This is a genomic window from Enterobacter sp. fkY84-1 (genome assembly GCF_052974705.1).
The window spans coordinates 3337552-3362855 of sequence record NZ_CP169393.1; the positions used below are offsets into that span (position 1 = coordinate 3337552).

The 25304-nt window shown below is 53.4% G+C and carries 18 protein-coding genes and 1 tRNA gene; 3 read left to right on the forward strand and 16 right to left on the reverse strand.

The genetic code is table 11. From position 1 onward, the window contains the following. The first annotated feature begins 304 nt into the window (after nucleotides 1-304). Nucleotides 305-1588 (forward strand): long-chain fatty acid transporter FadL, encoded by a 1284-nt coding sequence (gene fadL / locus ACEPLT_RS15940; protein WP_232929068.1) that lies wholly within the window; start codon nucleotides 305-307, stop codon nucleotides 1586-1588. A 44-nt stretch (nucleotides 1589-1632) separates the two neighbouring features. Here fadL and mlaA read toward each other — a convergent pair whose 3' ends face one another. Then, a complete protein-coding gene (mlaA, locus tag ACEPLT_RS15945; RefSeq protein ID WP_008502619.1) occupies nucleotides 1633-2385 on the reverse strand; it encodes a phospholipid-binding lipoprotein MlaA in 753 nt (250 codons plus the stop codon). Nucleotides 2386-2700: 315 nt separating this feature from the next. Between mlaA and ACEPLT_RS15950 the strand changes: the two genes are divergently transcribed. Beyond that, on the forward strand, nucleotides 2701-3630 hold the full coding sequence (locus tag ACEPLT_RS15950) for a formate/nitrite transporter family protein (protein WP_063417320.1): 930 nt from the start codon (nucleotides 2701-2703) through the stop codon (nucleotides 3628-3630). Between the two features lie 75 nt (nucleotides 3631-3705). Continuing rightward, nucleotides 3706-3777 (forward strand) — tRNA-Arg (locus tag ACEPLT_RS15955). Nucleotides 3778-3817: 40 nt separating this feature from the next. On the opposite strand, the gene ACEPLT_RS15960 is transcribed toward ACEPLT_RS15955, so the two are convergent. The 15 genes from ACEPLT_RS15960 to tssH form a co-directional block, all read right to left on the reverse strand. After that, nucleotides 3818-5149: a VasL domain-containing protein gene (locus ACEPLT_RS15960; RefSeq protein ID WP_248248953.1), complete on the reverse strand. Its 1332-nt coding sequence runs from the start codon at nucleotides 5147-5149 to the stop codon at nucleotides 3818-3820. Nucleotides 5150-5253: 104 nt separating this feature from the next. Next, nucleotides 5254-5724 carry a hypothetical protein gene (locus ACEPLT_RS15965; protein WP_032675270.1) on the reverse strand — a complete coding sequence of 157 codons (471 nt, stop codon included), beginning with the start codon at nucleotides 5722-5724 and terminating at the stop codon, nucleotides 5254-5256. A gap of 14 nt (nucleotides 5725-5738) precedes the next feature. Further along, on the reverse strand, nucleotides 5739-6194 hold the full coding sequence (gene tssE, locus ACEPLT_RS15970; RefSeq protein ID WP_025912749.1) for a type VI secretion system baseplate subunit TssE: 456 nt from the start codon (nucleotides 6192-6194) through the stop codon (nucleotides 5739-5741). Then, nucleotides 6194-6739 (reverse strand): type VI secretion system lipoprotein TssJ, encoded by a 546-nt coding sequence (tssJ, locus tag ACEPLT_RS15975; protein ID WP_032675272.1) that lies wholly within the window; start codon nucleotides 6737-6739, stop codon nucleotides 6194-6196. The genes tssE and tssJ overlap by 1 nt, the downstream gene beginning before the upstream one ends. Continuing rightward, complete coding sequence (gene tssG / locus ACEPLT_RS15980; RefSeq protein WP_032675273.1) at nucleotides 6717-7802, reverse strand: type VI secretion system baseplate subunit TssG; 1086 nt, start codon at nucleotides 7800-7802, stop codon at nucleotides 6717-6719. Before tssG ends, tssJ begins: the two co-directional genes overlap by 23 nt. Next, complete coding sequence (gene tssF / locus ACEPLT_RS15985; RefSeq protein WP_032652876.1) at nucleotides 7766-9520, reverse strand: type VI secretion system baseplate subunit TssF; 1755 nt, start codon at nucleotides 9518-9520, stop codon at nucleotides 7766-7768. The genes tssG and tssF overlap by 37 nt, the downstream gene beginning before the upstream one ends. A gap of 42 nt (nucleotides 9521-9562) precedes the next feature. Continuing rightward, entirely contained in the window at nucleotides 9563-11164 is a 1602-nt protein-coding gene (gene tssA, locus ACEPLT_RS15990) for a type VI secretion system protein TssA (RefSeq protein WP_232929064.1), read from the reverse strand. Further along, the gene (locus ACEPLT_RS15995) at nucleotides 11164-14613 is read right to left on the reverse strand and encodes an ImcF-related family protein (RefSeq protein ID WP_050595305.1); all 3450 of its coding nucleotides are present in this window, start codon (nucleotides 14611-14613) and stop codon (nucleotides 11164-11166) included. The genes tssA and ACEPLT_RS15995 overlap by 1 nt, the downstream gene beginning before the upstream one ends. Beyond that, nucleotides 14610-15746, reverse strand: a complete 1137-nt coding sequence (locus ACEPLT_RS16000) for a hypothetical protein (RefSeq protein WP_232929059.1) — start codon at nucleotides 15744-15746, stop codon at nucleotides 14610-14612. The genes ACEPLT_RS15995 and ACEPLT_RS16000 overlap by 4 nt, the downstream gene beginning before the upstream one ends. Next, nucleotides 15736-15996, reverse strand: coding sequence for a PAAR domain-containing protein (locus ACEPLT_RS16005; protein WP_071993462.1), 261 nt, complete (start codon nucleotides 15994-15996; stop codon nucleotides 15736-15738). The genes ACEPLT_RS16000 and ACEPLT_RS16005 overlap by 11 nt, the downstream gene beginning before the upstream one ends. Before the next feature lie 114 nt (nucleotides 15997-16110). Continuing rightward, nucleotides 16111-17241 (reverse strand): T6SS immunity protein Tli4 family protein, encoded by a 1131-nt coding sequence (locus tag ACEPLT_RS16010; protein WP_032675275.1) that lies wholly within the window; start codon nucleotides 17239-17241, stop codon nucleotides 16111-16113. Nucleotides 17242-17284: 43 nt separating this feature from the next. After that, nucleotides 17285-18415 carry a T6SS immunity protein Tli4 family protein gene (locus tag ACEPLT_RS16015; RefSeq protein ID WP_159427015.1) on the reverse strand — a complete coding sequence of 377 codons (1131 nt, stop codon included), beginning with the start codon at nucleotides 18413-18415 and terminating at the stop codon, nucleotides 17285-17287. Further along, the gene (locus ACEPLT_RS16020) at nucleotides 18408-20030 is read right to left on the reverse strand and encodes a lipase family alpha/beta hydrolase (protein ID WP_032652879.1); all 1623 of its coding nucleotides are present in this window, start codon (nucleotides 20028-20030) and stop codon (nucleotides 18408-18410) included. Before ACEPLT_RS16020 ends, ACEPLT_RS16015 begins: the two co-directional genes overlap by 8 nt. A 3-nt stretch (nucleotides 20031-20033) precedes the next feature. After that, nucleotides 20034-22535 carry a type VI secretion system Vgr family protein gene (locus ACEPLT_RS16025; protein WP_232929057.1) on the reverse strand — a complete coding sequence of 834 codons (2502 nt, stop codon included), beginning with the start codon at nucleotides 22533-22535 and terminating at the stop codon, nucleotides 20034-20036. Next, the gene (tssH, locus tag ACEPLT_RS16030; protein WP_232929055.1) at nucleotides 22532-25186 is read right to left on the reverse strand and encodes a type VI secretion system ATPase TssH; all 2655 of its coding nucleotides are present in this window, start codon (nucleotides 25184-25186) and stop codon (nucleotides 22532-22534) included. Before tssH ends, ACEPLT_RS16025 begins: the two co-directional genes overlap by 4 nt. Between the last annotated feature and the right edge of the window lie 118 nt (nucleotides 25187-25304).

Genomic DNA, 25304 nt, shown 5'->3' on the forward strand with positions numbered 1-25304 from the left:
CGGGCTCTCTCCAGCCGTTAATGGCGCAAAATCGGATAAGTGACCAATATCACACTAAAAAATGATCTAAAACAAAAACCACCCTTTTGGGTGAGTCGCGATGGTCACAATTTTGCCAACCAGATCTCGTTTCACGAAACATGTTTGAAAATATTAATAAACAAACTTGCAACATTCAGGCTGGTCGGACCTATACTCTGGCCACTGGTCTGATTTGTCTGTCATACCTCAGACCCTACACTTCGCGCTCCTGTTACGGTATGTAACAATTATTGAATAAAAATAACTCAATGAGGTTATGGTCATGAGCCAGAAAACCCTGTTCAACAAGACTGCGCTGGCAGTCGCAGTGGCACTCGTCTCCACTTCCGCATGGTCAGCGGGCTTTCAGTTAAACGAATTTTCTTCCTCTGGCCTTGGCCGCGCGTATTCAGGGGAAGGCGCTATTGCTGATGATGCGGGTAACGCAAGTCGTAACCCCGCATTGATCATGATGTTTGATCGTCCGACTTTCTCTGCCGGTGCGGTTTATATCGATCCTGATGTCAACATTTCTGGCAAGTCGCCTTACACGGGTGCGAGCCTTAAAGCGGACAATATTGCCCCAACAGCATGGGTCCCTAACCTGCACTTCGTTTCGCCTATCAATGAACAGTTTGGCTGGGGAGCATCCGTAACCTCTAACTACGGCCTTGCTACCGAGTTCAATAGCAACTACCCGGCTGGTGAATACGGCGGTAAAACAGACCTTACTACGCTGAACCTGAACCTGAGTGGTGCTTATCGCCTGAACGACAACTGGAGCTTTGGTCTGGGCTTTGATGCCGTCTACGCCGATGCCAAAATTGAACGTTACTCCGGGGAGCAAACTGCTCGCCTGCCAAAAAACAGCAATAAAATTGCCAGCCTTGAAGGTGATGAGTGGGGCTATGGCTGGAACGCCGGTATCCTGTACGAGCTGGACAAAAACAACCGTTGGGGCCTGACCTATCGCTCCGAAGTGAAAATTGACTTCGACGGCGATTACAAGAGCGGCATCCTGAAGCCTGTGAACAACGTGGTTCCTGGTGCGGGTACCACCATTCCTTGGGGAACGTCAAACCAGACCGTTCCAGGTTCGCTGTCACTGCATTTGCCAGAAATGTGGGAAGTCTCCGGTTATAACCGCGTTGCACCGCAATGGGCGATCCACTACAGCCTGGCCTATACCAGCTGGAGCCAGTTCCAGGAGCTGAAAGCGACCGGAAGCAATGGTCAAACGCTGTTCTATAAGGACGAAAGCTTCCACGACGCTTATCGTATTGCGTTGGGTACCACCTACTACTACGATAAAAACTGGACTTTCCGCTCCGGTATCGCATTTGACGACAGCCCGGTTCCGGCAGACAAGCGTTCCATTTCCATTCCGGATCAGGACCGCTTCTGGATAAGTGCAGGCGCGACTTATGCGTTCAACGAGAATGCATCTATCGATGCGGGCGTATCTTATATGCACGGTCAGAAAGTGACGTTCCAGGAAGGCCCTTACGAGTTTACCTCTGAAGGTAAAGCCTGGCTGTTCGGTACGAACTTCAACTACGCGTTCTAATCGCACAGGAATTGAAAAAGGTGAGCATTGCTCACCTTTTTTATTTACTCCGAATCGATATCTTTTAGTTCGTTCTCGATCGCCTTCGCGTTTGGATTCTCTTCCGGTTTCAGCTTACCGCCGTTAGCAATAAAGTCATGATTCTGGAAGTACGCTTCTCGCACCATAATATACGGGTCAGAAGACTGGCGCAGTAAGCCATCAGAGTCGAGCAGTTGCGCACGGGTTTCAATCCCTTCCACCGTCCATTTACCCACCGACAGCGGCCAGGTCAGCCACGACAGAACCGGATACAGCGTATCAACCATATCGCCGCCGTCATCACGAAGGGTGAAACTGCCGTAGAACGGTAATTGCATGTACGGACCGTACCCGACGCCATAATGTCCCATTGTGCTGCCGAAACGGTGCGGCTGCTCACGCTGCAGTTTCGGGTTCGCCATGCCTGCGACGTCAATAAAGCCGCCCATCCCCAGAATGGAGTTCAGGAAGAAGCGGGTAAAGTGCACCATCCCTTGATACGGGTCGCCCTGCAGGAAGTAGTTCACCATTACCGCAGGCTCTTCGAGATTGCTGGTAAAATTACTTAACCCGTTACGCGCGGGCTGGGGAACATAATCGCGCCATGCTACTGCCACCGGGCGAACCACATACGGGTCCAGCACGTTGTAGTTGAAGTTATACATGGAGCGGTTAAATCCTTCGAGAGGATCGGAGCGTCCCGTTTGCTCCCCGGAGCTGGCGCAGCCCACAAGCATCGTCGCGCCAAGCGCAAGCGCCGACAGCCGAAGTTTCATAAATATCTCCCTGTTCAGTATGGCTATCGTTGATTGCCATCCGTAACGGAGCCGTTGATGCTCCGTCTGTAAACGTGCAAGCGATTGTAACAGCACGTTTACCGATGTCTATGAGCACAATTACGGGCAGTAATCACCGTGACTCTGATCTCAGCATAGCCTGGCTTTTGGAATTCGTTTCGCTGGCAATTTTATAATGTCTTTGAAAGAGATGTATCACCTTTGTTGTCATTGCCGCCAATTTAAGAGCATCCCCACAGGCATCCCGATAAAAGCCGCTACGCTTAACAGAAAGATCAACCTCCGGGAGCAGATATGAAAGAAGTGGGCGAAGAAAAAATTGGCGAGAGCGATGAGGAACTTGAAATTGAAAGCGAGGAGAAAGCGCGTGGCGAGAAAATAGAAATTGATGAAGATCGCCTCCCTTCCCGCGCGATGGCCATCCATGAGCATATACGCCAGGACGGTGAAAAAGAGATGGAGCGCGATGCCATGGCCCTCTTCTGGTCAGCTATCGCCGCAGGGCTCTCAATGGGCGCGTCTCTGCTCGCCAAAGGGATATTTCATGTTCAGCTGGAAGGTGTGCCGGGCGGTTTTTTACTCGAGAATCTCGGCTATACCTTCGGCTTTGTGATTGTCATCATGGCCCGCCAGCAGCTGTTTACCGAAAACACGGTGACCGCCGTTCTGCCGGTGATGCAAAACCCTACCCTCGGCAACTTCGGTTTATTGATGCGTCTGTGGAGCGTCGTCCTGCTGGGTAATATCATCGGCACGGGCATCGCGGCCTGGGCGTTTGAGTACATGCCGATCTTTGATGAACCCACCCGGGATGCATTTGTAAAAATCGGCATGGATGTGATGAAAAACACCCCGATCGAAATGTTCTCTAATGCCATCATCTCCGGCTGGATCATCGCCACGATGGTCTGGATGTTTCCTTCAGCAGGGAGCGCAAAAATTGTCGTGATCATATTGATGACCTGGCTGATTGCGCTGGCTGACACCACGCATATTGTGGTCGGTACCGTAGAAATACTGTATCTGGTCTTTAACGGTACGCTTCACTGGAGCGACTTTTTCTGGCCGTTCGCCTTACCGACACTAGCAGGAAACATCTGCGGCGGAACGTTTATCTTCGCGCTGTTAAGCCATGCCCAGATCCGTAACGACATGTCGAACAAACGCAAAGCGGAGCTTAAAGCGCGGGAAAATGATGATAAATCGACAAAAAAAACGTCCTGAATGGTGACTCTTTGAGCAGTCAGGCGGCGATGCGCTTAACGCAAAGTGTAAATGACGCTATACTCGTGCCGCCTCGTCCCCTTAGTTAAATGGATATAACGAGCCCCTCCTAAGGGCTAGTTGCAGGTTCGATTCCTGCAGGGGACACTTTGACCTTCACGCGCATTCACCTGTCTATCGCCAGAATTCACTGAGCAGAAGAATCCTGTTTTATTTGAGCGTAACGCGCAGCAAGCTGTCTTAGGCGCAACTCCAACTGGGTCTTTTCGGCTTCAGGAAGCGCATCTCCGGCTGGATGCTGTGACAGGCGTCGGAGTTGTTCTTCAGCCGGTATTGTTTGGTTAAATGACTGTATAGTCGAAAAAATCACCGACTTAAGCTCACTCACCGTGATATATTTTCCTTTTTGCTCATCCAGACTGCTCAGCCGATGACTCAGTTGCTGAAGCTTCATCATTCCCTCATACCAACTGTTCATAGCGTCGACAGGCAACGCTGCCGCGTTAAATTTTTGCTGCCACTGCACGGCGAGCGGCTTCGCCTCCTCCGGCCGCACTGTCTGGAGTTGCGCTAACAACTGAAGGCTGTAGGAAATATTCCAGTCAGGAGGCAGCTTATCCAGTCGGGCAAGCTGCTGTTGCGTTTCAGTGATAAATGTGGACGGTAAAGTACCTTGCTGTGCTAACGCGTCTTGCTGAACAGGTGCAAGCACTTCAGGTAACGGCGCCAGCGAGGCAATAGCCTGAGTCGTTAAGGGATCGGGTCTGGACAGAAAGCCCCCTCCCCACGCCACGGCGACGCCGATCGCCAGCATAGAACACATCCCGGCGACAAAGGGTTTCCATGCTCTGGCAGCTCCGTGGGCTGTCCTACGATCCTCTGCATTTGGCTGATTTTCCGGCTGCACAACATAGACCCATTTCACTTCGCCAACCGATTCCGCCCTCTCCTGAGGTAAGTCACGACCGGGCAGCTTAATCGCATTCAAATCTGATGCGTCATTACGGATTTCCAGCCGTTCAGCATTCGAACGTACCAACGTTCGTAATGTATCGAACTGGCTAAGGTGCTTCAGTTCAAGGCGCTGGAGCACCGAACCCAGCCGGGTAAGCAACGCTTCAGCGCTATAAAGCTCACTGAGATGGCTGTTGTTGAGTGGAAGTATACGCATGCGCTGCTGCAGGCGCTGGCTCAAGCCGCTAAGAATTTCCATACGAGCATGTAATGTCTTCGGCCAGAAAACGTCCCACTGATGGCTAATCAGGGCCTCCAGAATCGCCAACCCTTCGTTCAGGCCAGCTAACCCCGACAGATGAGTCCGGGCAAAGGTGTACCAGGCTGCAGTCTGCAACTCCACACCGTTCTGTTCGAACAGAGAGAGACAGCGTCTTTCGACATATTGCCAGTTCACATCCGGGCGAGCAGGATGCGTCAGCTTGCTGAGTTCATCGCGGAGGGCGGCGTAATCTGGCAGCGTGCGCGGGTCACCGCCGGTTTTTAACGTTATATGTGTGGTCATCCTGGAGGGCCTGCATATCCGTTTCGGTTAATTTCGTTAGTTGATCTGTAGGGCTATTTGGCGATTTAAAATGCAATGACGCATTAAAGGAATGAATGTTATCGCTATGGCAGCAGCGCTAAAATCAGACCGAAAAACACACCTTCATCAAATAGTTGTCCGGATCGGGATGAGGTATCAGGGGGAGTAAAGATCCAGCCATTTGCGTTCCCCACCCGCATGAACAGGCGTCCTTGAGAAATCACCTTGTCCCCAGAACAGAAAGTCACCTCGACACAACCGGCGACGCCCTGTCCATACAGAAAGATCGGCATAAATTTTACTGCCCGGCTGTCATAACGCAGAACAATACCGGAAATCTCAAAAGCCCCGCCCTCCACCAGCAGATCCGGAACGGATACGGTCAGTGGCTCCACATTCAGTCCCGTATCCGTCAGCCACGCGTCCATTTGCTCCTGAAGCTGAGCCATCCGCTGGCGAAACTCTGCAATATCAGCCTGACTCTTGCTGATGGCAGGAACTGGTGCAGGTTGTCGTGCCTGCAACTTTTTCAGGAACTGTGATTTTACTGACATGATGTTATCAAACCTTATATACGGAGGGTCGTATCGAGATATTGTTGTTGCCTGAGATGCCTTAACAGGACCCGTCCTTCGGGCATAAACTCAGTCCCGTAGCGCACCAGACCAATCCCTTTAAGTTCTGCGTCAATGGCATAACGCAGTTCGCCGGGGACGTTCTGTTCCAGCAGGACAACGGTTATTTTTTTCAGGCGGGGTTCATACTTGAGCAGGACGGCAGATAATGTGCCCATCAGCTCATGGGCCGTTCCCGGCATGCCCTGCAGAATTTTGGTCATATCCGGCAGCCCGTAGTCTGGCAGGTGCGACAGCGTACCGGCACGACAGTTGAGAACGCGCTGCATGTTATCCAGCACCGAGAGGATGACCTGATTTTCTTCACTGACCTGACTAAGGTTGAGTCCGCCTGTAAAATTTCCCGTTAACATTTCATACAGCGAAGGCGCGTTATGTCCGTAGGGCATCAGTCTTCCTTAAGCGGCTGTAGCGTCAGAGAGTTATCACCTGCTTCCAGGATACGTGGTTTATCCGGATCCAGGTCACTGCGTTTGATAACCTGCTTCCAGGCGTTGTTGTCCATATCCGGATGGCGGAAGAGCCCTACCACCGCGACAAACTGCGCCTTTTCTTCCATTGGCATATCAAGGTTTGCATCGCCACCCGGTTTCACCACGACATCACGACTGGCCAGCATGTCGTCTTTCAGAATGGTGCTATCATCCTGAAGCAACTGCTGATACACCGTCTTATCAAAGGTTTTGCGGTCTTTGAGCTGATAAACCCTTATCACCACCGGCTGAGACAGCGAGTTACTTTCACGGGAGTCGGTGTTCAGCGCCTCACGTGCGGTGAAATCGAGGTGCAGCACCTTGATTTTTTTGTAGAACACGGCGTTAAACGCCGATTTAGTGCCATCGGTGACGCTCTGCGTCACCCCGCAGCCTGCCAGGCTGAATGTCAGCAGCGGTAGCAGCCAGCGCGAAGTCTTAATTGAATTTGTACGTAACACGTCGGTTTCCTTGTTGTGGTGTTGAGGGCTGCAGGCCGGTGTAATAGCCCAGTTCCGTCGTGAAGGTCTGCGGGATATCGTCCAGGAGATATTCGTCTTCCGCGCCCAGCACGCCATTCATCCCCAGCCAGAAGCGACCTTCACCGAGCGGCGGCGCAGCCAGCAGGCAGGTCCGGGTGGTCAGAGTAATTTTTGCCTTAAAACGCCACCCGAGATAAACCCGCAGCATCACCAGAAAGTCCTGATACAACAGACCGTCCGGTTTCCAGCCCTGCGCTTCCTGTTCGTTATCCGTCGTGAGCGCAATCTGCAGTTGACTGCTGGCATCCATCGCTTCGTCACCCAGAGGCGTATTGCCATCAAGCAGAAACGCTTCGTCACCGTAAAAACCCAGCGGCCTTTCAATCTCTACAGGCCGGAGACAATACGGACTCACCTGCACCGTCGTATCGGGGGCCAGCAGGCGCACCAGTGCCTGCATCCCTTCCTGAGTTTTGCCCGGCTGCTGCAGCACACCCAGTAGCGCCAGAAAGCGGGACACTGGCGTGGCTATATGGTTCGCGGTGCCTGGTATGCCCAGCCCCACCAGACCCAGCAGCGACTGCGAAATGGAGTCAGTTCCCCCTGGCTCAAACGTGGCCGGATACGAGTATTTACGCCAGACGCGGTAAAACTGCGTCAGGATGCGATGACTGAAAATATCCAGAAACCCCTGCAGCGCCTCATGTCCTTCCCGGCGCTGGGAAATGTCATCGAGATAGGCGGTCGGTAGAGGCGAATCAACACCGTACATCCCCATAAAGGTCGTGCGGATAAGCGGTGGCCTGCTGTCATCATCCTCGTCATACTCGACAGCCTTCAGTTCACTGGCCGGGAACCCCATCCCAGGATGCGGCGCAAAGCGTACCGGGTCATCCGCCGGATGGCTGGTAGAGCCCATCAGCGGCCTGTCCGGATGGCGCTTCTCCAGTAGCTGGCATAAACGATAAAAGTTGATGCGGTGAAGATCGGCCTCCAGCCGCGGGGTCAGCCGGGAATGCGGCGGTTGTGCTTCTCTTCCCATTCCAGGCGCTCTCCGGTCGGTTGCAGAATAATAATCAGGCGGTTAAACAGATAGATATCGGTGTACAGTGCAAAGAAGCGGCTCAGCATCTCGCCGAACAGACAGATATCGCCGCGCCCGGCAAAGCCGTTGCTCTCAAGCGTCACCTCAATCTGCACCCCGCGCACCAGATATCCCTGCTCAAAGCGTTCCGTTTCACTGTGCTTCACATCGATAATCGCCTCCAGACGACGGCGGTTCATCTCGCTGTCGGTCCACTCGTACAGCGCCAGCGTGCCGCGCAGCACGTCGGCATTGTCCATCATCGACAGGAAACCGCTGCCGAGATGGCTCAGCACACGCCAGTGAAAGCGATCCTGCGCCGGGGGATAACAAGGCAGCGTCGGCGCACACAGGTTACGCACGGCGATACTGGCTGAAGTGGTTTTCATCACTGTATCGAGCACGGTACTTTGCAACGCTCTGCGAGGTAGTTGGCCATTGGTGCCGGTTAGCGTCAGCGACAGACTTTCATCCTCCGGCACCGTGTGGTTATCAAACGCTTCCCCGCCGAGGATAAGCCAGGTGTTATGCAACCCCGACGGGCCACGGCGCACGCGGGTGTGGTAGTAATATTCCGGGGCTTCATGGCGCATCATTCCGCCCTTGTGGCGGAAGCTTGAAAATGGCACGTAGGTATGCTGGCTCGATGACATAACCGAATCCACCGCATATATCTCGGTATGGCCATCCTGCACGCGCATCGGGCGCAGCATGTATTCGGTCTGCAGGGAGTTTAGCGTCAGCGGGTCAGATTCCAGCGGGAACAGGTTAATCACCGGCACACAGTTCAGGCGCAGATGCTTTTCGGTAAAGCTGAAATCATGCTCCCAACGCTCTGCCAGCACCACCTCGATTTCAAACCAGGGGAGTTCAGCCGGAAAGAGTACGGTCTCCAGCCCACGCAGGCCGGTGAACATGAATTTCTCGCGGAAGGTGAAATACTCCAGCAGCAACTGGTAGCCGCTGAAACTGCTGTCTCCCTTCGGCCACAGCCTGTCATCATCACCAAACCCCAGTGCGGTGAAATACCCGTCCATCGGTCTTCTGTCCGTGTCACCCGGCATGCGCAGCCAGAGACGGGCCGTGTTCATGGTAAAGGCTTCATGCATGGCGCAGGCCAGCGGTGCGTCAGCATTGAAGTAAAATGGGATCTGGCTGAGATCGACACGGCTCCAGTCGGCAAGGAGGCTGCAGTTAAAACGCAGGCTGATGACCGAACGCCCGTCAGGGTCAGTCGACAGGCGGGCCTGCTCCAGCGCCAGCGGCTGAAGGGTCATCTCTCTGGTGGTGGTGTAGCGGCAGCGTGTTCCCTTCTCACCGATGGGCCGTGAGTTCACCTCGAAGCCTTTGACGATACGCATCGGCTCTTTCATCTCACGCCAGTCAGGGGTGAACTCCACCACCGACATCGACGGAATGGTGCGCAGGTAATGCGGCCACAACAGGCTAACCAGCCCTTCGGTCAGTTCCGGCAGATCGTCATCGAGCTTCTCGCGAAGCCGTCCCATCAGGAAGGCAAAGCCCTCAAACAGGCGCTCCACATACGGGTCGCGCGCGCCCGCTTTATCGAGATTGAGCATTGCCGCCTGCTCGGGGTGAGCACGGGCAAACTCTTCGCCGGCTTCCAGCAGATAGCGCATTTCAGCGTCGTAATAACGCAGGGTTAAGTCGTCCATAAAAAACCTGAATTTAGGAATGTTAAAGGTAGCCAGGCGTTTTTATCCGCAAAGCACCGCACTGCTTGCCGGGTCGAGCGCAATCAGACCGGCAAGAAGCTGGTCCATCTCAGGCTGAAGACGTGATTTATCGGTTTCACTGCGTGTAGCTTTCATGCGTAGCAGTCTGAGGCGACGGGATTTCACTTCAAATAACAGCGCCGGTGTCCACTGCGTGAGGGTGATTGACCGTGCGGCGCTATCGAGTTCACCCAGCAGATGCAGGGCCAGCTCATTTTTACCCTTTTGCTCGGCTATGCGGGCCATCAGCAGGCGCAGCAGCCATTTGTCTTTGGTAGAGTCGCAACTAGGACGGGTCTGGAGCCAGTGAAGTGTGGCATCCAGACCGTCAGTGTCCGCTTTCTCCAGCGCTTCCGGCTCGAGGAGCAGGATATCGTTATCTGTCTCACCAGCAGCACTGACCGGCTCATCCCGCCAGTTGGACAAATCGTCCAGCACGCTCTGATTTATCCAGTTGAGCGTGACCTCATCGGCAAACGGCGTTCCGTCATTAAAGGCCAGCGTTTCAAGCCCTGTGAGACGGCTCAGCAGCCCTTTCAGATCGGCGATGATGATATCGGCCAGCACATCGTGCCCCAATTTCACCAGAGCCTGGTGGATATACCATTGCAAATCCAGCCAGAGGTGATTAGCACCACGCGAGAAGCTGCTGTCCGCCTGCTCCAGTATCTCCAGCCAGCTCTGCTGCAGGTACAACCGTTTAAGCATTGCCCGCTGGTCAGCCCGCGGTGGTTCGATACGTGTTTTCCCTTCGGCATCCGGTGCAGGGATCGCTCTCAGCGTGTCATGGCGCAGGCTTTTCATCAGCCGGTGTGCGGCAAGCCAGCCATCAGGCTGCTCGCGCAGATATCCCGTCAGGGTACGGGCCTGGGCCAGCAAATCCTGACCGGAGGTGATGCGGTTCAGAACCGGCGCATCTGACTCGGTCGCATGCGTAAAGGGCTGTGACTGCGCCTTATTCCCTGCGTTCTGCGGTACCACGGCATCCACACCCCCGGCCTTCATCAGGCGAGACTCCAGCCCGCTGTACAGGGCATTCAGCTCTGGCCGCGATGCTTCCGGCTCGGTCTCCAGACGGGTACTGATGAGCAGCAAGGCCCCGGCGGTACGCTGTGCATCCTCGCGGATGACCTCCGGAAACAGTGACAGACTGTCCAGGACACGGCTACCGGCAAGCCATTCCAGTGCAGCCTTGCGGCTTCGGTCCCGCTGCGGGTGAAGCTGCATGCCGTAGCGCTGCAATAATCCGGCAAGCAGTTCAAGCCCTTCGGCAAAGCCGGCTTCGCCATCCTGGTGCAATCGCGCCCAGCAGTAATAGGTCGCAATACGGATGTCTTTGGCCGTGGTGGTCAGTAACTTTTCAGCAAGCGTGCATATCAGTTCGGTATCAATACCAGAGAGCTTATTAACCTCTTCGCGGATACGCTGAAAATCATCGTCATATCCCGGGTCTTCCCCGGTCGGACTGGCTACGCTTACCGGAGCAAGCCAGGGCTGCCAGTTATCCGTGCGCGTCTGCGCCTGTTCACGCAGCTGAGCATCGTCAGCCTGACAGGCGATAACCAAATTCTGCAATGTGCTCATTATTCGACGCCCTCCATGTCATTGTTTTCCGTATTAGCCATCAGCGCCTGAGCGGTGGCCGCGCTGTCGACACTGAATATGTGATCCGGCAGCGTGAAACCACGCAGATCCAACAGCGCCAGCGGGCCTTTTCCGAGCTGGGAGCGCAGCACCCACTGCAGGGTGCGACCATCCGGTGCGGTAAAGCTCATCATCCACTGGCTGCGGTCCAGCTGCTGACGCTTGCTCAAGTCCAGCCAGCGGATAAAGCCCCAGGTCCCGCTGTAATCCCCGAACAGACGCGCACTGGCGTTGACCGTGGTCCATGTCAGCATCGTTCCCGGCTTGTAAGTCTCTCCCGGCCAGCGGAAGCTTTGCCAGTCGGCCATCTGGTTGAAGTAGTGCAGCTTTTGTCCATCAATGGTTAGCTGCGTCTCCACCACCTGTGGCACAGGACGCGCCTGCAGCTCAAAGCTGATGCCCTGACTGCCATCGGTGAACAGGATGTCTGACAGCTGGCTCAGCTGGTTAATGGCCCGCAGGAAGGCCGGGTTAAAATTCAGTCCCTGGCTGTTGACCTTATCCGGTACCCACTGGCTACCCTCTTTGTGTAGCACACCATTGAGCTCTGTCGACAAGAAGCGTTCTATCCGTCCACTGTCCTTACGCACAAATTCAGCCAGCATCGGTAAAGAGGCATCGCTTTTGCTGGCAGCAAACGGGAAACGACCGTCAAAGGCAGTCTGCCAGTTCGCGACAACCGAGCGGCTCCATTTGTCATTCAGACTGGCTGCCGACGGCTGAAGTACGGTCTCCCAGGCCTGGGTCAGCGGCTGCACAAACATTGTGCTGCCAAATCCGCTCCACTCCTCGCCAAGACTTGCCGAAATCAGGCTGCCGTATTGCTGAGTGTCGGTGAGGTCCACGCTTTTGCCCTGGAATACGGTCTGCGCCAGGGTCTGCATCATTGCCTGTGGGTCAGAAGCGCTGGCCACCTGCTGCAGTCGCAGACGCACGCGAGTGATACGGGTCAGATACGTCTGCAGACTCAGGGAGTTGTCCGCCGACATGACATTACCACCTTTGTTTTTACCCAGAAGCTGCAGCAGCGGGCCAAAGGTATCGTCCAGCGGCCCCTGCGGCCCTGACGCAGACTGATCAATGGCAGGTTTATCTTTTCCACCGACGAGATCTTTAGCCGATTTGATGAGGGAGTCCGAAAGACCTTCGCTTTGCTGGCCTGTCTGTCCCTGCCAGGCGAGGGTATTCATCAGGGCAATCAGTGGCGACTGGCGGACATCGCTCATCAGCGTCAACTGGTCGGTAACGTCCGCAATATTGTTTGCCGGGTTCCAGTGCAGGCTGTTGAGGAAATTCAACCAGCTGCCGGCAAAGTCAATGAAATAACGCTCTGTCAGGCGTGCTTTGAGCGCTTCCGGCGACAGATCCGCCGATACGGCTTTACGGGAATCACTCAGCACCCAGTCAATTTCATCCCGGCGGGAATTTGCAGCCTTTTCGATAGCCTGCTGAATACCACCTTCCCAGGCCTGGCGGGTGAACATGCCCGGCACGACCTCCTCGGTAGTAAAAAGTCGACGCGCATCGGTACCGCTGGTCATGTCCTCCAGGGAGACATCGGCGAAGTTACGACGCACTGACTTGAGCATGTTTTCATACAGTGTGCTTTCAGCGTTACGACGCCCAATTTGCTGCAGCAGCAGCTGGCGACTCTGGCTGACCAGCTGCGCATCCGGTGTGATTTTCCATTGTGGCTGCTTAGGCAGTTCGGTGATGTAGAAGGCCCACAAATCCGGCGCCAGGCTTTGCCACAGACCGGTAGAAATACCCATTCGTGTCGGCTGCACGGTTTTCAGGGTCTGCGCATAAAACGCGCCGTCGACTTTATCCGGACGAGACATCATCAGCCAGGCTTTAAGCTGGTCATAACCCGGCTTCGCCAGCTGTGCACGCTGGTCGCTGTTGGGGGCAGAGTTTGCCAATGCGCTGAGTTTTTGTGTCAGCGCCTGATTCGCCGGGTCGCGTATCAGGCGGTTGTTTGCCACGCCGTACCAGGGCAGCAACGCATCGAGCAGCTGCTGGTTATGGTCCAGACCGAAGCGCTGGTACCAGGGCGCTCCTTCCTGAATACGGTGCTGCAGGCGGCCAGCGTCATTACGCAGGGTATGCAGAGCCGTGAGCTGGTAATCCGATACGGAAGGATGCTCCACCAGCGCATGCGCCTGCTCGGCAACAGAGATTATCTGCATGCGGTTGACCGCGAACGACAGCAGTGTACCCGCTCCCCAGATACCAATAATGGTCATCAGTGTCCAGGCAAGGGTCTGCTCCCAGGCCATACCGACACGGCGGCCACGCACACGGATGCAGTCATCAACGATACCCTGCCATGTTGCGGGCAGAGCAAGGGCATGGCGTTGTGATTCGGGGATATATTTCTCAGGTTCGGCTGTCCCCTCAGTAGTATGAACAGGGTAACTGTCCGGCAGGCTGAACATCAGACCACGCAACGGAACACGCTGCTGAGAGGCAGCCAACCATGGCACCAGTTGTTGAGTCCAGCGGACGATACCGCCGTCTTTGAGGTACTGGCCCAGACGCAGCAGGAAATCGTGGCCGTTGTTCTCAGCGACCTGACTTACCCCCTGTATCCGCAATGCAGGCAGCATCAGCTCAAGCTGACGGCTAATATCGTCAGCTTTGGCATGCAGCGGGAAACGGGCTCCTACCGCCTGTTCAGTACGTTTTGCCTGCGACCATTTGCTGTCACACAGTTGCCACAGCCAGACCGGCGCTGAATAACGGAGCAATTCGCTGATTTTTTCCAGGCCACGTAAATCGTTGTCGCTAATCTGAGGGGTGAGATTAAGCGACTGCGGTACGACGCGAATTATTCCGTCCAGAGGACGACCGCGACGCAGTTTACGCAGCGCGGTATATTTCTCCCGGCCAGGCTCTAATGCCAGGCTCCCGCCGTAAATCAGCACGGTGCGGTTGCCTTCAAGCCACTGGCTTTCCTGCAGGCCAGGTACCAATTGCTCTATAGCGGCTTCATTGCCAGTGACGAGCAGCAGGTGGACTTTGCGTCGCCAAAGGACGCCATAACGAAGATTAAGATGCTGTTTTAAATCGGTATAATCTCTGATGGTTGTGCTCACATCAGGAGTTGTTTTAGTTTCAGCACTTGAGGGTTCCGGTGGTAAATAAATGAGTTGTTTTTTTCTTTGCTCCCAGCGCCAATAAAAAGGAGAGCAAATAGTGCCTAAGAATAAAAAACTAAATACACCACCCCACACCGACCAAATTTGGCGATATGTCAGTCCATATTTAAGCAAGGCATCTTGATTAATAAATAGTAAAAACGCAGTTATACCCGCAAGGCCAACAATTAAAACAAGATAGCCCCAAAATCCATAACGTGCTGACTGTAATTCCTTTTCCTGGGTCATAAATAAAGTTTCCGAGTAATAAAACAAAGCAGTCTGGACTGAGGTGATGCCTGAATAATTAATAATTGGTTAGCTTCAGTCTTTTGAGCCGCGTCAACCAACAATGCGAGTGAAGCAGGGAATACCATTTCACCAGGGGGACCAAAAGAAAAATCAATCAAATTAAAAGGATGTTTCTCTGGAAGTTTCCACTGACATCGATCTGCATACTGAATCAGTTTTGAATTAATATCAGCAGGAATACCAGAAAGCCAGACATGGCGTAAATCACGCTTGTCAATTCGATTGTATTCAAAAAGCATATCTAAATCTTTTTCAATATTCTCATAATCCACAGGCATAACACGGCCTAATCCGGCAAGTACCGGTACAGCATGTTGTCTGGAAAAAGTTGAGGATGATAAAAGCTGGGCAGAGACCATTTCGCTGAATTGTTTCGATACACCTGCCAACCAGCATTGGAAACTAAGAACTAATATCAAACCATCAAAATTAACGTTATCGTGGAATTTTCCAATACACTCAACGGAACAATTTACTTCAGGAAGCAGTTCCCATTGAGACAGAATAATCTGGCATACGTTCTTTTTGTCCCAACCAGAGGGTTGCAATACATAAATAGTATGCAAAAATTTCCGATAACCAGGATACTGTTGCTCAAGCTGTTTGTCGATCATATCAGACAAAACACGAAGGGAGCCCCAGGAATGTGACAACGACCTGACTTTATCTGGATATGCTGGAATATCAGACAGAGGTCCAAGAAAACTCGCGGCCCCGTTTTCCTCAGGAGTAAAGATAACATTACCAACCACTGACAACTGCTGTCGGCTCCAGTGCTGCCATAAAGCCTTAGTTCTATCAGTTTCTTCTTTCCAGGCAGAAAGAGCGCTCCTTGACTGCTCATAACGGTTTAGCGCTGCGCCAAAAATACATAACCATATGAAAAATGCCGGAAGTAGCAGGAAAAATACTATTTTAGTATATGCCTCCGTTCCCCACAAAGAAAAACCAAAAACAGAACAAACCATTAAAATAGAAATAAGAACAATCCCCCATCGCTTGTATGACAAGCTGGCAATTGTACTTTTTTCGGGTACTTTGGGGATAGGCCACATAATATTAAGACTCAATAGTATTTTCGATGTGAGAACTAATGACTTTGCATCCACAGGAACAGGCGCAGTTATTAACAACAACGTTCACCCCATTTTCTGACGCTCCGGGATCACCTTCTTTTATCGGATTAACTCCGTGTTCTGGACATGAAACCAAATCACCGACCAAGGCAACCTGAATACCATTGATAAACATCGTCGACGACGCGGTAATCACCTTTCCACCATGGGTGGTATCATCACCCAGGCAAACAATTCCAGGCATATCTTCCTCTTTTTAAAAGTTAATTCACGACAATATAATAGTTTGCGACCAAGACAGCGCCCCACTTAATTATTATCGATAAAATTTTAATTTTCGCTGTATGAAAATATATACTCAAAACGCGCCGGGGCGCACGCGTACGCTACGGCTGATCGTATCCCAGAAGGCGATAATTTCCCCCTTACTGTAGGAAGTTGGCGGCATGCGTTGATTATCAAGGGTTAGTATAAAACCCGGAGTCTTATAACTGGCCGTCATTTCATTAATATACATTTCAAAATTATATCGTGGTTCATCGTTGTCTTCCTGCAAGCCCGTTGCCAGAAACTCCTGGGCCTGCAGCCCGTTAACACTAAAGGCCCCTTTTCTTTCTATGCCTCCCCGTGAACGGGAAATATTGCTTGTTATTTCTCCCATTCTGTCCAGCATCGTGTTTTCTTCACGCGTAAAGTTATCAGTGGAAAGCGCAACGCGTATATTGTTGAAAGTACTACTGATGAGCCCTATGTTAATATCCTCCTGATCCCTTGCCGTCGGGTCGGTGGCAATAAACGCATGGGTGATACAGGAACCTGGTTTCGTCGGAATGAAGTCATTATCCCTGCCGCTAATTCTTGTCATCAGCGACTGCATCTGGCTGACATCACTTGTGACATAATTTTGAATTGGATCGCCATTTCGTTGTCTTTCATAACGTGAAGCTGAATCATTGACCGTTTGCTTCTGAAACTTGATAACCACACCATTGCTATAAATATATCCTTCCAGAATCCGCATTGCGTCCGCGGCACCTCCGTTTTCATTCCGTTCAAAAATAACACCATCCATACCAGTGGGTAACGGCCAGACTTTTTTTAAAAACGGCATATCCTGTGCGTCTATGGTTTTACTGTTTTGTAGCGCCTTTTCACGTAATGCTATTAACTGCACAAAACCTGGGTGGTACATTTTCTTTGTCGCCAGATAGGTTTTATACATATCCTCAGGCCGGGAAATCACCGCCGCCCAGATATTGTTATCCAGCGGTGCAGCGTCATTATAAGCCGTAAAGGATGATGGCAGGTCGAGCATATAGCGCCCGACGCAGTAAGGTTTCATTTCAGCGTTTATTTTGTTCATGGTTACCTGCTGTGATGACGTCAGTGTCTGCGGTGATGGATTGTAAGGGCGAAAATACTGATATACCCCGAATCCCAGTGCGAACAAAACAGCAAAAATAATGACTTTCCGTTTTATTTTATCCATTGTATAGCCTCCCTGTTATTTATCCGTGATCCTTTCCGGCTGGTCAAAACGCGCCGGGGCGCACACGTACACTACGGCTGATCGTATCCCAGAAGGCAATAATTTCCTCCTTGCTGTAGGAGGTTGGCGGCATGCGTTGATTATCAAGAGTGAGTATAAAACTCGGAGTCTTATAACTGGCCGTCATTTCATTAATATACATTTCAAAATTATATCGTGATTCATCGTTGTCTTCCTGCAAGCCCGTTGCCAGAAACTCCTGGGCCTGCAGTCCGTTAACACTAAAGGCCCCTTTTCTTTCTATGCCTCCCCGTGAACGGGAAATATTGCTTGTTATTTCTCCCATTCTTTCCAGCACCGTGTTTTCTTCACACGTAAAATTATCAGTGGAAAGCGCAACGCGTATATTGTTGAAAGTAGCACTAATGAGCCCTATGTTAATATCCTCCTGTTCCCTTGCCGTCGGGTCGGTGGCAATAAACGCATGGGTGATACAGGAACCTGGTTTTGTTGGAATAACGTCATTATCCCTGCCGCTAATTCTCGCCATCAGCGACTGCATCTGGCTGATATCATTTGCGACATAGTTTCTGGCTGGGCGCCCTCTTCGTTGCTCATTATATATAGAGCTCGAATCATTAATGGTTTGCTTCTGAAATTTAATAACTACGCCATTAGTATATAAATAGCCTTCCAGTGTTCGAATAAAATCTGCAGTACCCCCATTATCATTCCGTTCAAAAATAACACCATCCATACCGTCCGGCAACGACCAGACTTTTTTTAAAAAAGGCATATACTGAGTGTCAATTGTTTTAGTTTCTCGCAGAGCATTTTCGCGTAATGCGATTAACTGCTTAAAACCCGGATGGTACATTTTCTTTGTCGCCAGGTAGGTTTTATACGTATCCTCGGGTCTTGAAATCACCGCAGCCCAGATATTTTTATCCAGCGGCGCAGAGTCATTATAAGCCGTGAAGGACGATGGTAAGTCGAGTACATAGCGCCCGACGCAGTAAGGTTTCATTTCAGCGTTTATCTTGTTCATGGCTACCTGCTTTGATGACGTCAGTGTCTGCGGTGATGGATTGTAAGGGCGAAAATACTGATACAACCCATATCCCGCTACGATGAAGGCGACCAGGATCATTGCTTTTTGTTTTATCTTATTCATGGTAAGCAAGCCCTGTATTTTTTACCTGCTGTGCAATTTTTATAATTGAGCGAAGAGTAAACCAGCGCGCATCCATGGTGTTGTCAGGTTTGTACGCCCCCTCGTGGTCAACGCCCACACCGAACTGGGCCTTTAACTTCGGAGAATTAATCACTGCCGCTCTGACCGGTACAGTGCCGTCACCGTCTTCCACAGGAGGTAATAATTCATATTTGCGGGTAACATAACCCTGGTCAGGTGTTTCCAGTGTTGCATAGCGGATGGTCTGGTTAAATTTGTCTGCCGGGTAGAAAACTTCCCCCTGTTCGCTGACCTGAGAGCGGTAAGCTTCTGGGGTATGTTTTCCACTTACGTCCTTCCAGTGCAGTTCTGCATAAGAGGGGTAATTCTTCCCATCATTTCCATAAAAGGCATAGGTATGTTCATGGTAATGCCCATTAAGCCCCTCTATAAATATTTTGACTTTACCATCAATAATATCTACATAAGATTGCCAATCTTTTTCCAACTGGAGCTTATCCATCTTTTTGTTATCCGGATTAATAAAGCGCTCCTCACATAGCCCCCACCACGCCGATCGCTCAGTGTAGATATCTTTGTAGGGGTCTGTCTGAGGCAAAGGCTGTTGAAGTCCCTCGACGTGAAACCAGCCCATACCGTATCCTTTGCCAGGCAGGAGCTGTAAAGGGCCCGGCGATTGCGCCAGTACAGGGGTCATTTCAGCGCCACTGCTGCCAATCACTAAACCAACCGGCACTGCCTCTCCCGCTTTCATACGCTTATAGGCCATCGGGGCACCGCGGTCCGGCATCACCCCATGTACAATACCCAGAATATTTTTCTGTCCGAAATCTCCGTCCAACAATTCCGAATAGTAACGGGCAACCAGCCCTCCCATTGAGTGGGTCACCAGGATCACCTTTTCGCATTTGCGTCCGCTAGCTTTGTAATCGCCAATAATCTTTTCAATACGATCGGCTAGTGCTTGCGCAGAATCCATATTTGACTGTAGCCAGTTATAGCCCACTGCATGAACCGGAAAAAGGTACTGATAGCTAAGAGCCACTTCCTCAGTGGTAAGGGGACTCTCACCCGTTTCGGCTCCTAATGCTTTATCCAGCAGCCTCTCACGCAAGGTCAGGCAACCATTTTTGCTGGTCTTATTTGTTAACATTATCTGGTTATCGTTCAGCGCTTCCTGGAGCCAGGGGAGGAAAGTGCCATAGCTCATCGCCCCCACTTCTCCCCAACCTCTCTCCCTGCGCGATGAAAATAACAGCCGCTCTTCCGGACTTTCGGTCTCGATTTTCCCGCTGGGATCAACCACGGTTTTGGTAGGATCCAGTAATTTTTTTCTTTTCGCGGGCCCCCTTCCAATCCAGGGTAACATGCTTGTATTACCATTGACGGTCCAGACCGGTTTGCCATCATCTGGATTCATCAAATTACTCCCCATCACCCCCGGTAAAAATACAACCGGGATGACTCTGTCCGGCATCTTATAAAGTTTGAGCCATTGCTCCTTTTCTTTCGGCGTGGCAATGACCTTATAGAGTGGATGACCAAACTTGTCGTACCCCAGCAGGACACTATTGCTGTCAGTGGCTTCAATCATCGGTTAGTCCTCATCCTTCAGGTTTATTTGCATCAATGCAGGGTCCATCAGGTTTTGCTTTTCCCCACGGCCGGATGCCGAGGTCATTAACTCCTGCACGGTACCATCGCTGTGCGTCAGGCTGATTTTCTGACCCGCTACGGGTGTCTCAGAATAGGGCCACAGAACTTCAGGCCCCATTTCAAATTCGCTGCTCTCCCACTTCTGGGCCGCCTGACTAAAACTCTGTCCACCAAACTTCTGCCACACCGCCCCGCGCTCGATGATTTTGTCCGGCGCCGCACACTCCACCGTTCCGTCTGCTATCCGGATATATCCCCCGCCGCTCGTCAGAATGATTTCCTGCTTCGCGCTGATGATGAGTTTTCCCTCACTGCTGCTGATGCGGATATCCTTCAGCGCATCCAGCGTCATCTCATCCCCCTGCGCCTGGATCTCCACTTTCCCTTTGCCGGCAAACATTTTGATGCCCAGCTTTTGCGCATACAGACTTACCCGCTCCCCGGCCGCCACGGTGAATCTTTTCAGTGCGCTGAAATCCGTGTGCCCGCCGCTGGTGCTGATGATGTTGTCTCCCGCCGACTGCTGCAGGCTTTTCCCTGTCACCTGCGCTATTCCTTCCGGCGCCGAGACCAGCAGCGCCGCTTTCTTTAAATCCGTCAGCGCCTCTGACAGCAGCGCCTTCTGCGTCTGCACATCTGCCAGTTCAGCCCTCGCCGCCTCTGCCGCGCTGCGTAACGCTTCAGCCAGCGACCGCGCCTGCTCCAGCTGGCTCATCGCTGCCTGCATCTCCAGCACCTGACCCTGCGCCCTGGCCTGCCCGTCAGCACTGATAAAAATCCCCTTCTGCGCCCGTATCGCCCCCCAGCTGTCCGTCCTGAGCTCAAACCCCTCACCGCGCTGCTGTTTCTCACTGTCGACCAGGTGGCCGAGGTTCAGCTGGCTCTTCCCGCCGTACTCCGTGCTGACCTTGATGTGCTCTTTTCCGCGCTCGTCATCGAGGCGGATTTTGTTGTTCGCCGGGGTACGCAGGACGTTGCGTTTGTAGTTGCGGATGGTGACGTGGTCGCCGTGCGCCGAGTCGTGCAGCACGCCGGCAATGTACGGCCGGTCCGGGTTACCGTCCTCAAAGCCAATCGCCACTTCGGTGCCCGCCAGCAGCGGCAGGTGCAGGCCGTAGGTGTCGCCGGCGTACGGGCGCGACTGGCGTACCCACAGGCTCTCGAACCCGGTTTCCCAGTTATCACGGTCAAACAGCATGTTGACGCGGTAACGACCGTCTTTATCGATATGCCCGTAGGTGTCATTTTCGGTGGTGCTGGTGACGCGGGCCGGTAAGGTGCCAGCCATCACCGGGCGTGAGCCAGGTTCCGGGCGGAAACCAAAATCGGTGCTGTCCGGGATGCCGTCAAAATCAACCGCAAAGTCCTTATCACGGCGGGCATATGTGTGCATCGCCGTGATGACCACGCCCTGCGCAAACACGTCCGCCACTTCATACCCGCCGGTGACTTTCAGTACCTGACCCGGTGAGAGGGTCGGACAGCTGGTGATGCCCTGCGCCCGGGTCTGACCATTCAGGTAGCGTTCGTGACGAAGACGGGCATAAAACGCCCCGGACTCCGGGGCCGGATTACGGTCATAGGTGCTGCCCGGCGTCAGGTAGTTATCCGCCCAGTGATAGGCATCACCGTACGTGGTGACATCCCCGCGGGTCGCATCCACCAGGGTGTTCATGTCCTGCGTGGCCTGACGGTAGTTGTAGTCCCGGGTGCTGACCTGCTTCTGCACCACGTTGTGATGGCATTCCATTCCCCAGACTGAATCCACGCCTTTTGAATGCTGGCCCGATGGCGGTACCGACGGCAGTGTCAGACCTTTTTCATACCCCTGCTGGCTGTCGTAAAACTCCACCACGTCAATGTTGAGGCGCGTGTCGGTGGTGAAGCGAAACCAGATGCCGACCTCACCCAGCAGGCGGGTGATAAAGTGCAGGTCGTCCTCACCGTACTGCATCACCTGTTCACGGCGCGGGTATTCTTTTGACAGCGAGAACAGAAAATCCTGACCGCGCATACCGTGGCGCTCGCGCAGGATTTTTTCCACGATTTGCGGAACCGACATGTCCTGGTAAATGGCGTTCTGGTGCGAGCGGTCGAGCAGCGCCAGACGTGGCCGGAGCGTCAGGGCGTAGCGGGTTTCATCTTTTGACGTGCTGAGGCGTTCAAAACCGGTCACCACGCCCTGAAGGGTGCGCACGGCCTGCTGCACTTTAATGCCGTAACCCTGGTCTACCGGGGCCTGCAGCGTCAGCGAACCGGGCTTCATCAGCATCGCCTCTCTGGCGATAGCGTGGTCGCTGCTGGTGAATTCAATACGGTAGCGGAACGGCGTGCTCAGGGCTTCATCGCCTTCAAACGCCAGCACGTCGAGCGCGGACTCACAGCCTTTCACCGCCAGCAGGTGGTGGCTATGACTGTATCTTAATGGAGGAGTATTACTCATGCGTCCACTCCCTGTTTCACATCAAATTCCAGCCCGATCCCCTCTTCCTCACTCCAGCTAAAGCGTAATGACTGTGGTTTCATTTTTGCGGCCATGTGGGTCAGCAGTTGCTGACTCAGCACCGGCAGAATCTGCTGGTTGAGCAGGCTGTCGACGTTGCGCGCGCCGGTGTCCGGCAGCAGGCAGGCGGCGGTCAGCGCGTCATACAGGCTCTCATCAATATGCGTGCTCAGGCCGTAGTGTCGATGCAGGCGCTTGCTGACCTGTGATAGTTTCATTTCCACGATGGTACGCATGGCTGCTTCCGAGAGGGGGCGGTAAATCACGGTCTGGAAGCGGGCCAGCAGCGCCGGCTGGAAGTGATCGCGCAGTATCGGACGCAGCAGCTCGTGAAGATCGCCTTCGCTGGCCTCCGGCTGTTCGTCAAGCAGCTGCATCAGGTGGTCGCTGCCGAGATTCGAGGTCATCAGAATGACGGTGTTGCGGAAGTCGATTTCACGTCCTTCGCCGTCGCGCATAAAGCCGCGGTCAAAGACCTGATAGAACAGGTTCATCACGTCGCGGTGGGCTTTTTCGACTTCATCGAGCAAAACCACACTATACGGGCGCTTGCGCACGGCTTCGGTCAGGATCCCTCCCTGGCCATAACCGACGTAACCCGGAGGGGAGCCCTTCAGCTGGGAAACCGTATGCGGCTCCTGGTATTCGGAGAGGTTAATCGTAATGAGTGACTTCTCACCGCCGTACATGACATCGGCCAGCGCAAGCGCGGTTTCGGTTTTCCCCACCCCGCTCGGTCCCACCAGCAGAAACACGCCCTGCGGACCATTCTCGGAGGTGAGACCCGTTTTTGCCGCACGCAGACGCTGGGCGATGGCCTCGAGCGCCACATCCTGCCCGACGACACGTTTACCCATTTCATTTTCGAGGGTCAGCAGTTCGGTCTGCTCATCTTTCATCAGCGATGACAGCGGAACGCCTGTCCAGTCAGCAATCACGTTGGCAACGGTGCGTACATCTACATCCAGGGAGAGCAGCGGGTTGCTGTGCTGCATGCCGTTCAGTTCCTGCTGCAGCGCGCGCGTCTCGCTTTGACGGGAGAGGTCCTGGCGGCTTTCCAGCAGTTGTTCGGTGAGCTTCAGTTCCTGCCCGTACTGTGTTTCAAGCTCGTCGAGAGCAACGATAAGAGCGTTCTCTTCCTGCTCAATGACGGTCAGGCGTTCACCATGGCTCTGATTGCCGACAGCAATATCTTCCAGCAGCGCCTGCTTCTCCATTTCAAGAGAGGTAATCTGCGAGCGAATGCAGGTCAGCTGTTCCGGCACCGTGTCGAGGCTCATCCGGACGCGCGCTGCGGCGGTGTCGAGCAGATCAACCGCCTTGTCCGGCAACTGGCGGCCCGTCAGATAACGGCGAGAAAGCGTAACAGCAGCGCGCACCGCATCGTCGGTAATGTGCACGTTATGGTGCTCGGCGTAACGGGATTTCAAACCACGGAGCATCAGACAGGCGGTGTCGTCGTCAGGCTCATCGACTTTTACCATCTGGAAACGACGCTCCAGGGCCGCGTCGCGTTCGAAGTACTGCTTGTACTCGCTCCAGGTAGTGGCCGCAATGGTACGCAGTTCGCCACGCGCCAGCGCCGGTTTTAGCAGGTTCGCTGCATCGGCGCCTCCCGCCTGGTTGCCCGCGCCGATGATGGTATGCGCTTCATCAATAAATAGCAGGACCGGGGACGGGGATTGCTGCACCGCATCGATGACGTTTTTCAGCCGCTGTTCGAACTCGCCTTTCACGCCTGCACCGGCCTGCAGCAGGCCCAGGTCAAGGGTACGCAGAGTGACCGTTTTCAGTGATTCAGGCACATTACCCTCGGCAATACGCAATGCCAGACCTTCAACCAGTGCGGTTTTCCCCACGCCCGGCTCGCCGACCAGAATCGGATTGTTTTTGCGGCGACGAGAGAGGATATCCACCATCTGACGGATTTCTGTGTCACGGCCAAACACCGGATCGATCTTCCCTTCCTTCGCTTTGGCGGTGACATCGAGGGTGAATTTATCCAGCGTGTTCTGCAGCGCAGGGCTCAGTTCCCCCTCTTTCATTTCCGCACCAGCCGGACGCCCGACAAACTCCACCTCACCACCGTGGTTCTGTGTCAGCTCGGCTTCGCGCTGCATTTCCGGACGTTCATCCGATTGCGCATCCAGCAACGGTCGCAGGCGATCCAGCTGGCTCTGAGCAAGCGTTAACAACGGCCAAAGGCCGTCACAACGTGCCAGTTTTGGTTTTTCCACCAGGGCCATCAGCAGATGGATGCTGCGAATGTGCTCTTCGCCATTAAGTGAGGCAAGTAGCCAGGCTTGCTGCATCAGAGTCTGGATGTCATCAGAGAGCTGGGGCCGATGGCGCACGGAGCGAGGTTGTCTGTCGAGCCAGCCAAGCAAATCCTGCCAGATGCTATCCATATCCCATTCATAGCGACGCGCCAGCACCGTCAGGTCACCCTCCCCCTGCTCCAGCAGCTTCAGCAGCCAGTGCTCCGGCAGAATTTCGGCATGGGCACGGGTCTGACAGAGCGAAGCTGCGCCTTCCATCGCTCGGGCACAGTAAGGGTTCAGACGACGTAACAGGATGGCTGGATTTTCCATGAGATTCTCTCTTTGTCGGTTCCTGGACACGCTACCGCCCCTCGCTGTTCACCAAAGCGCATAAGGTCAGGCAGGCAGATTGTTTTTTCTTTGCTGAGTGCCCGCATCTCAGGCACTC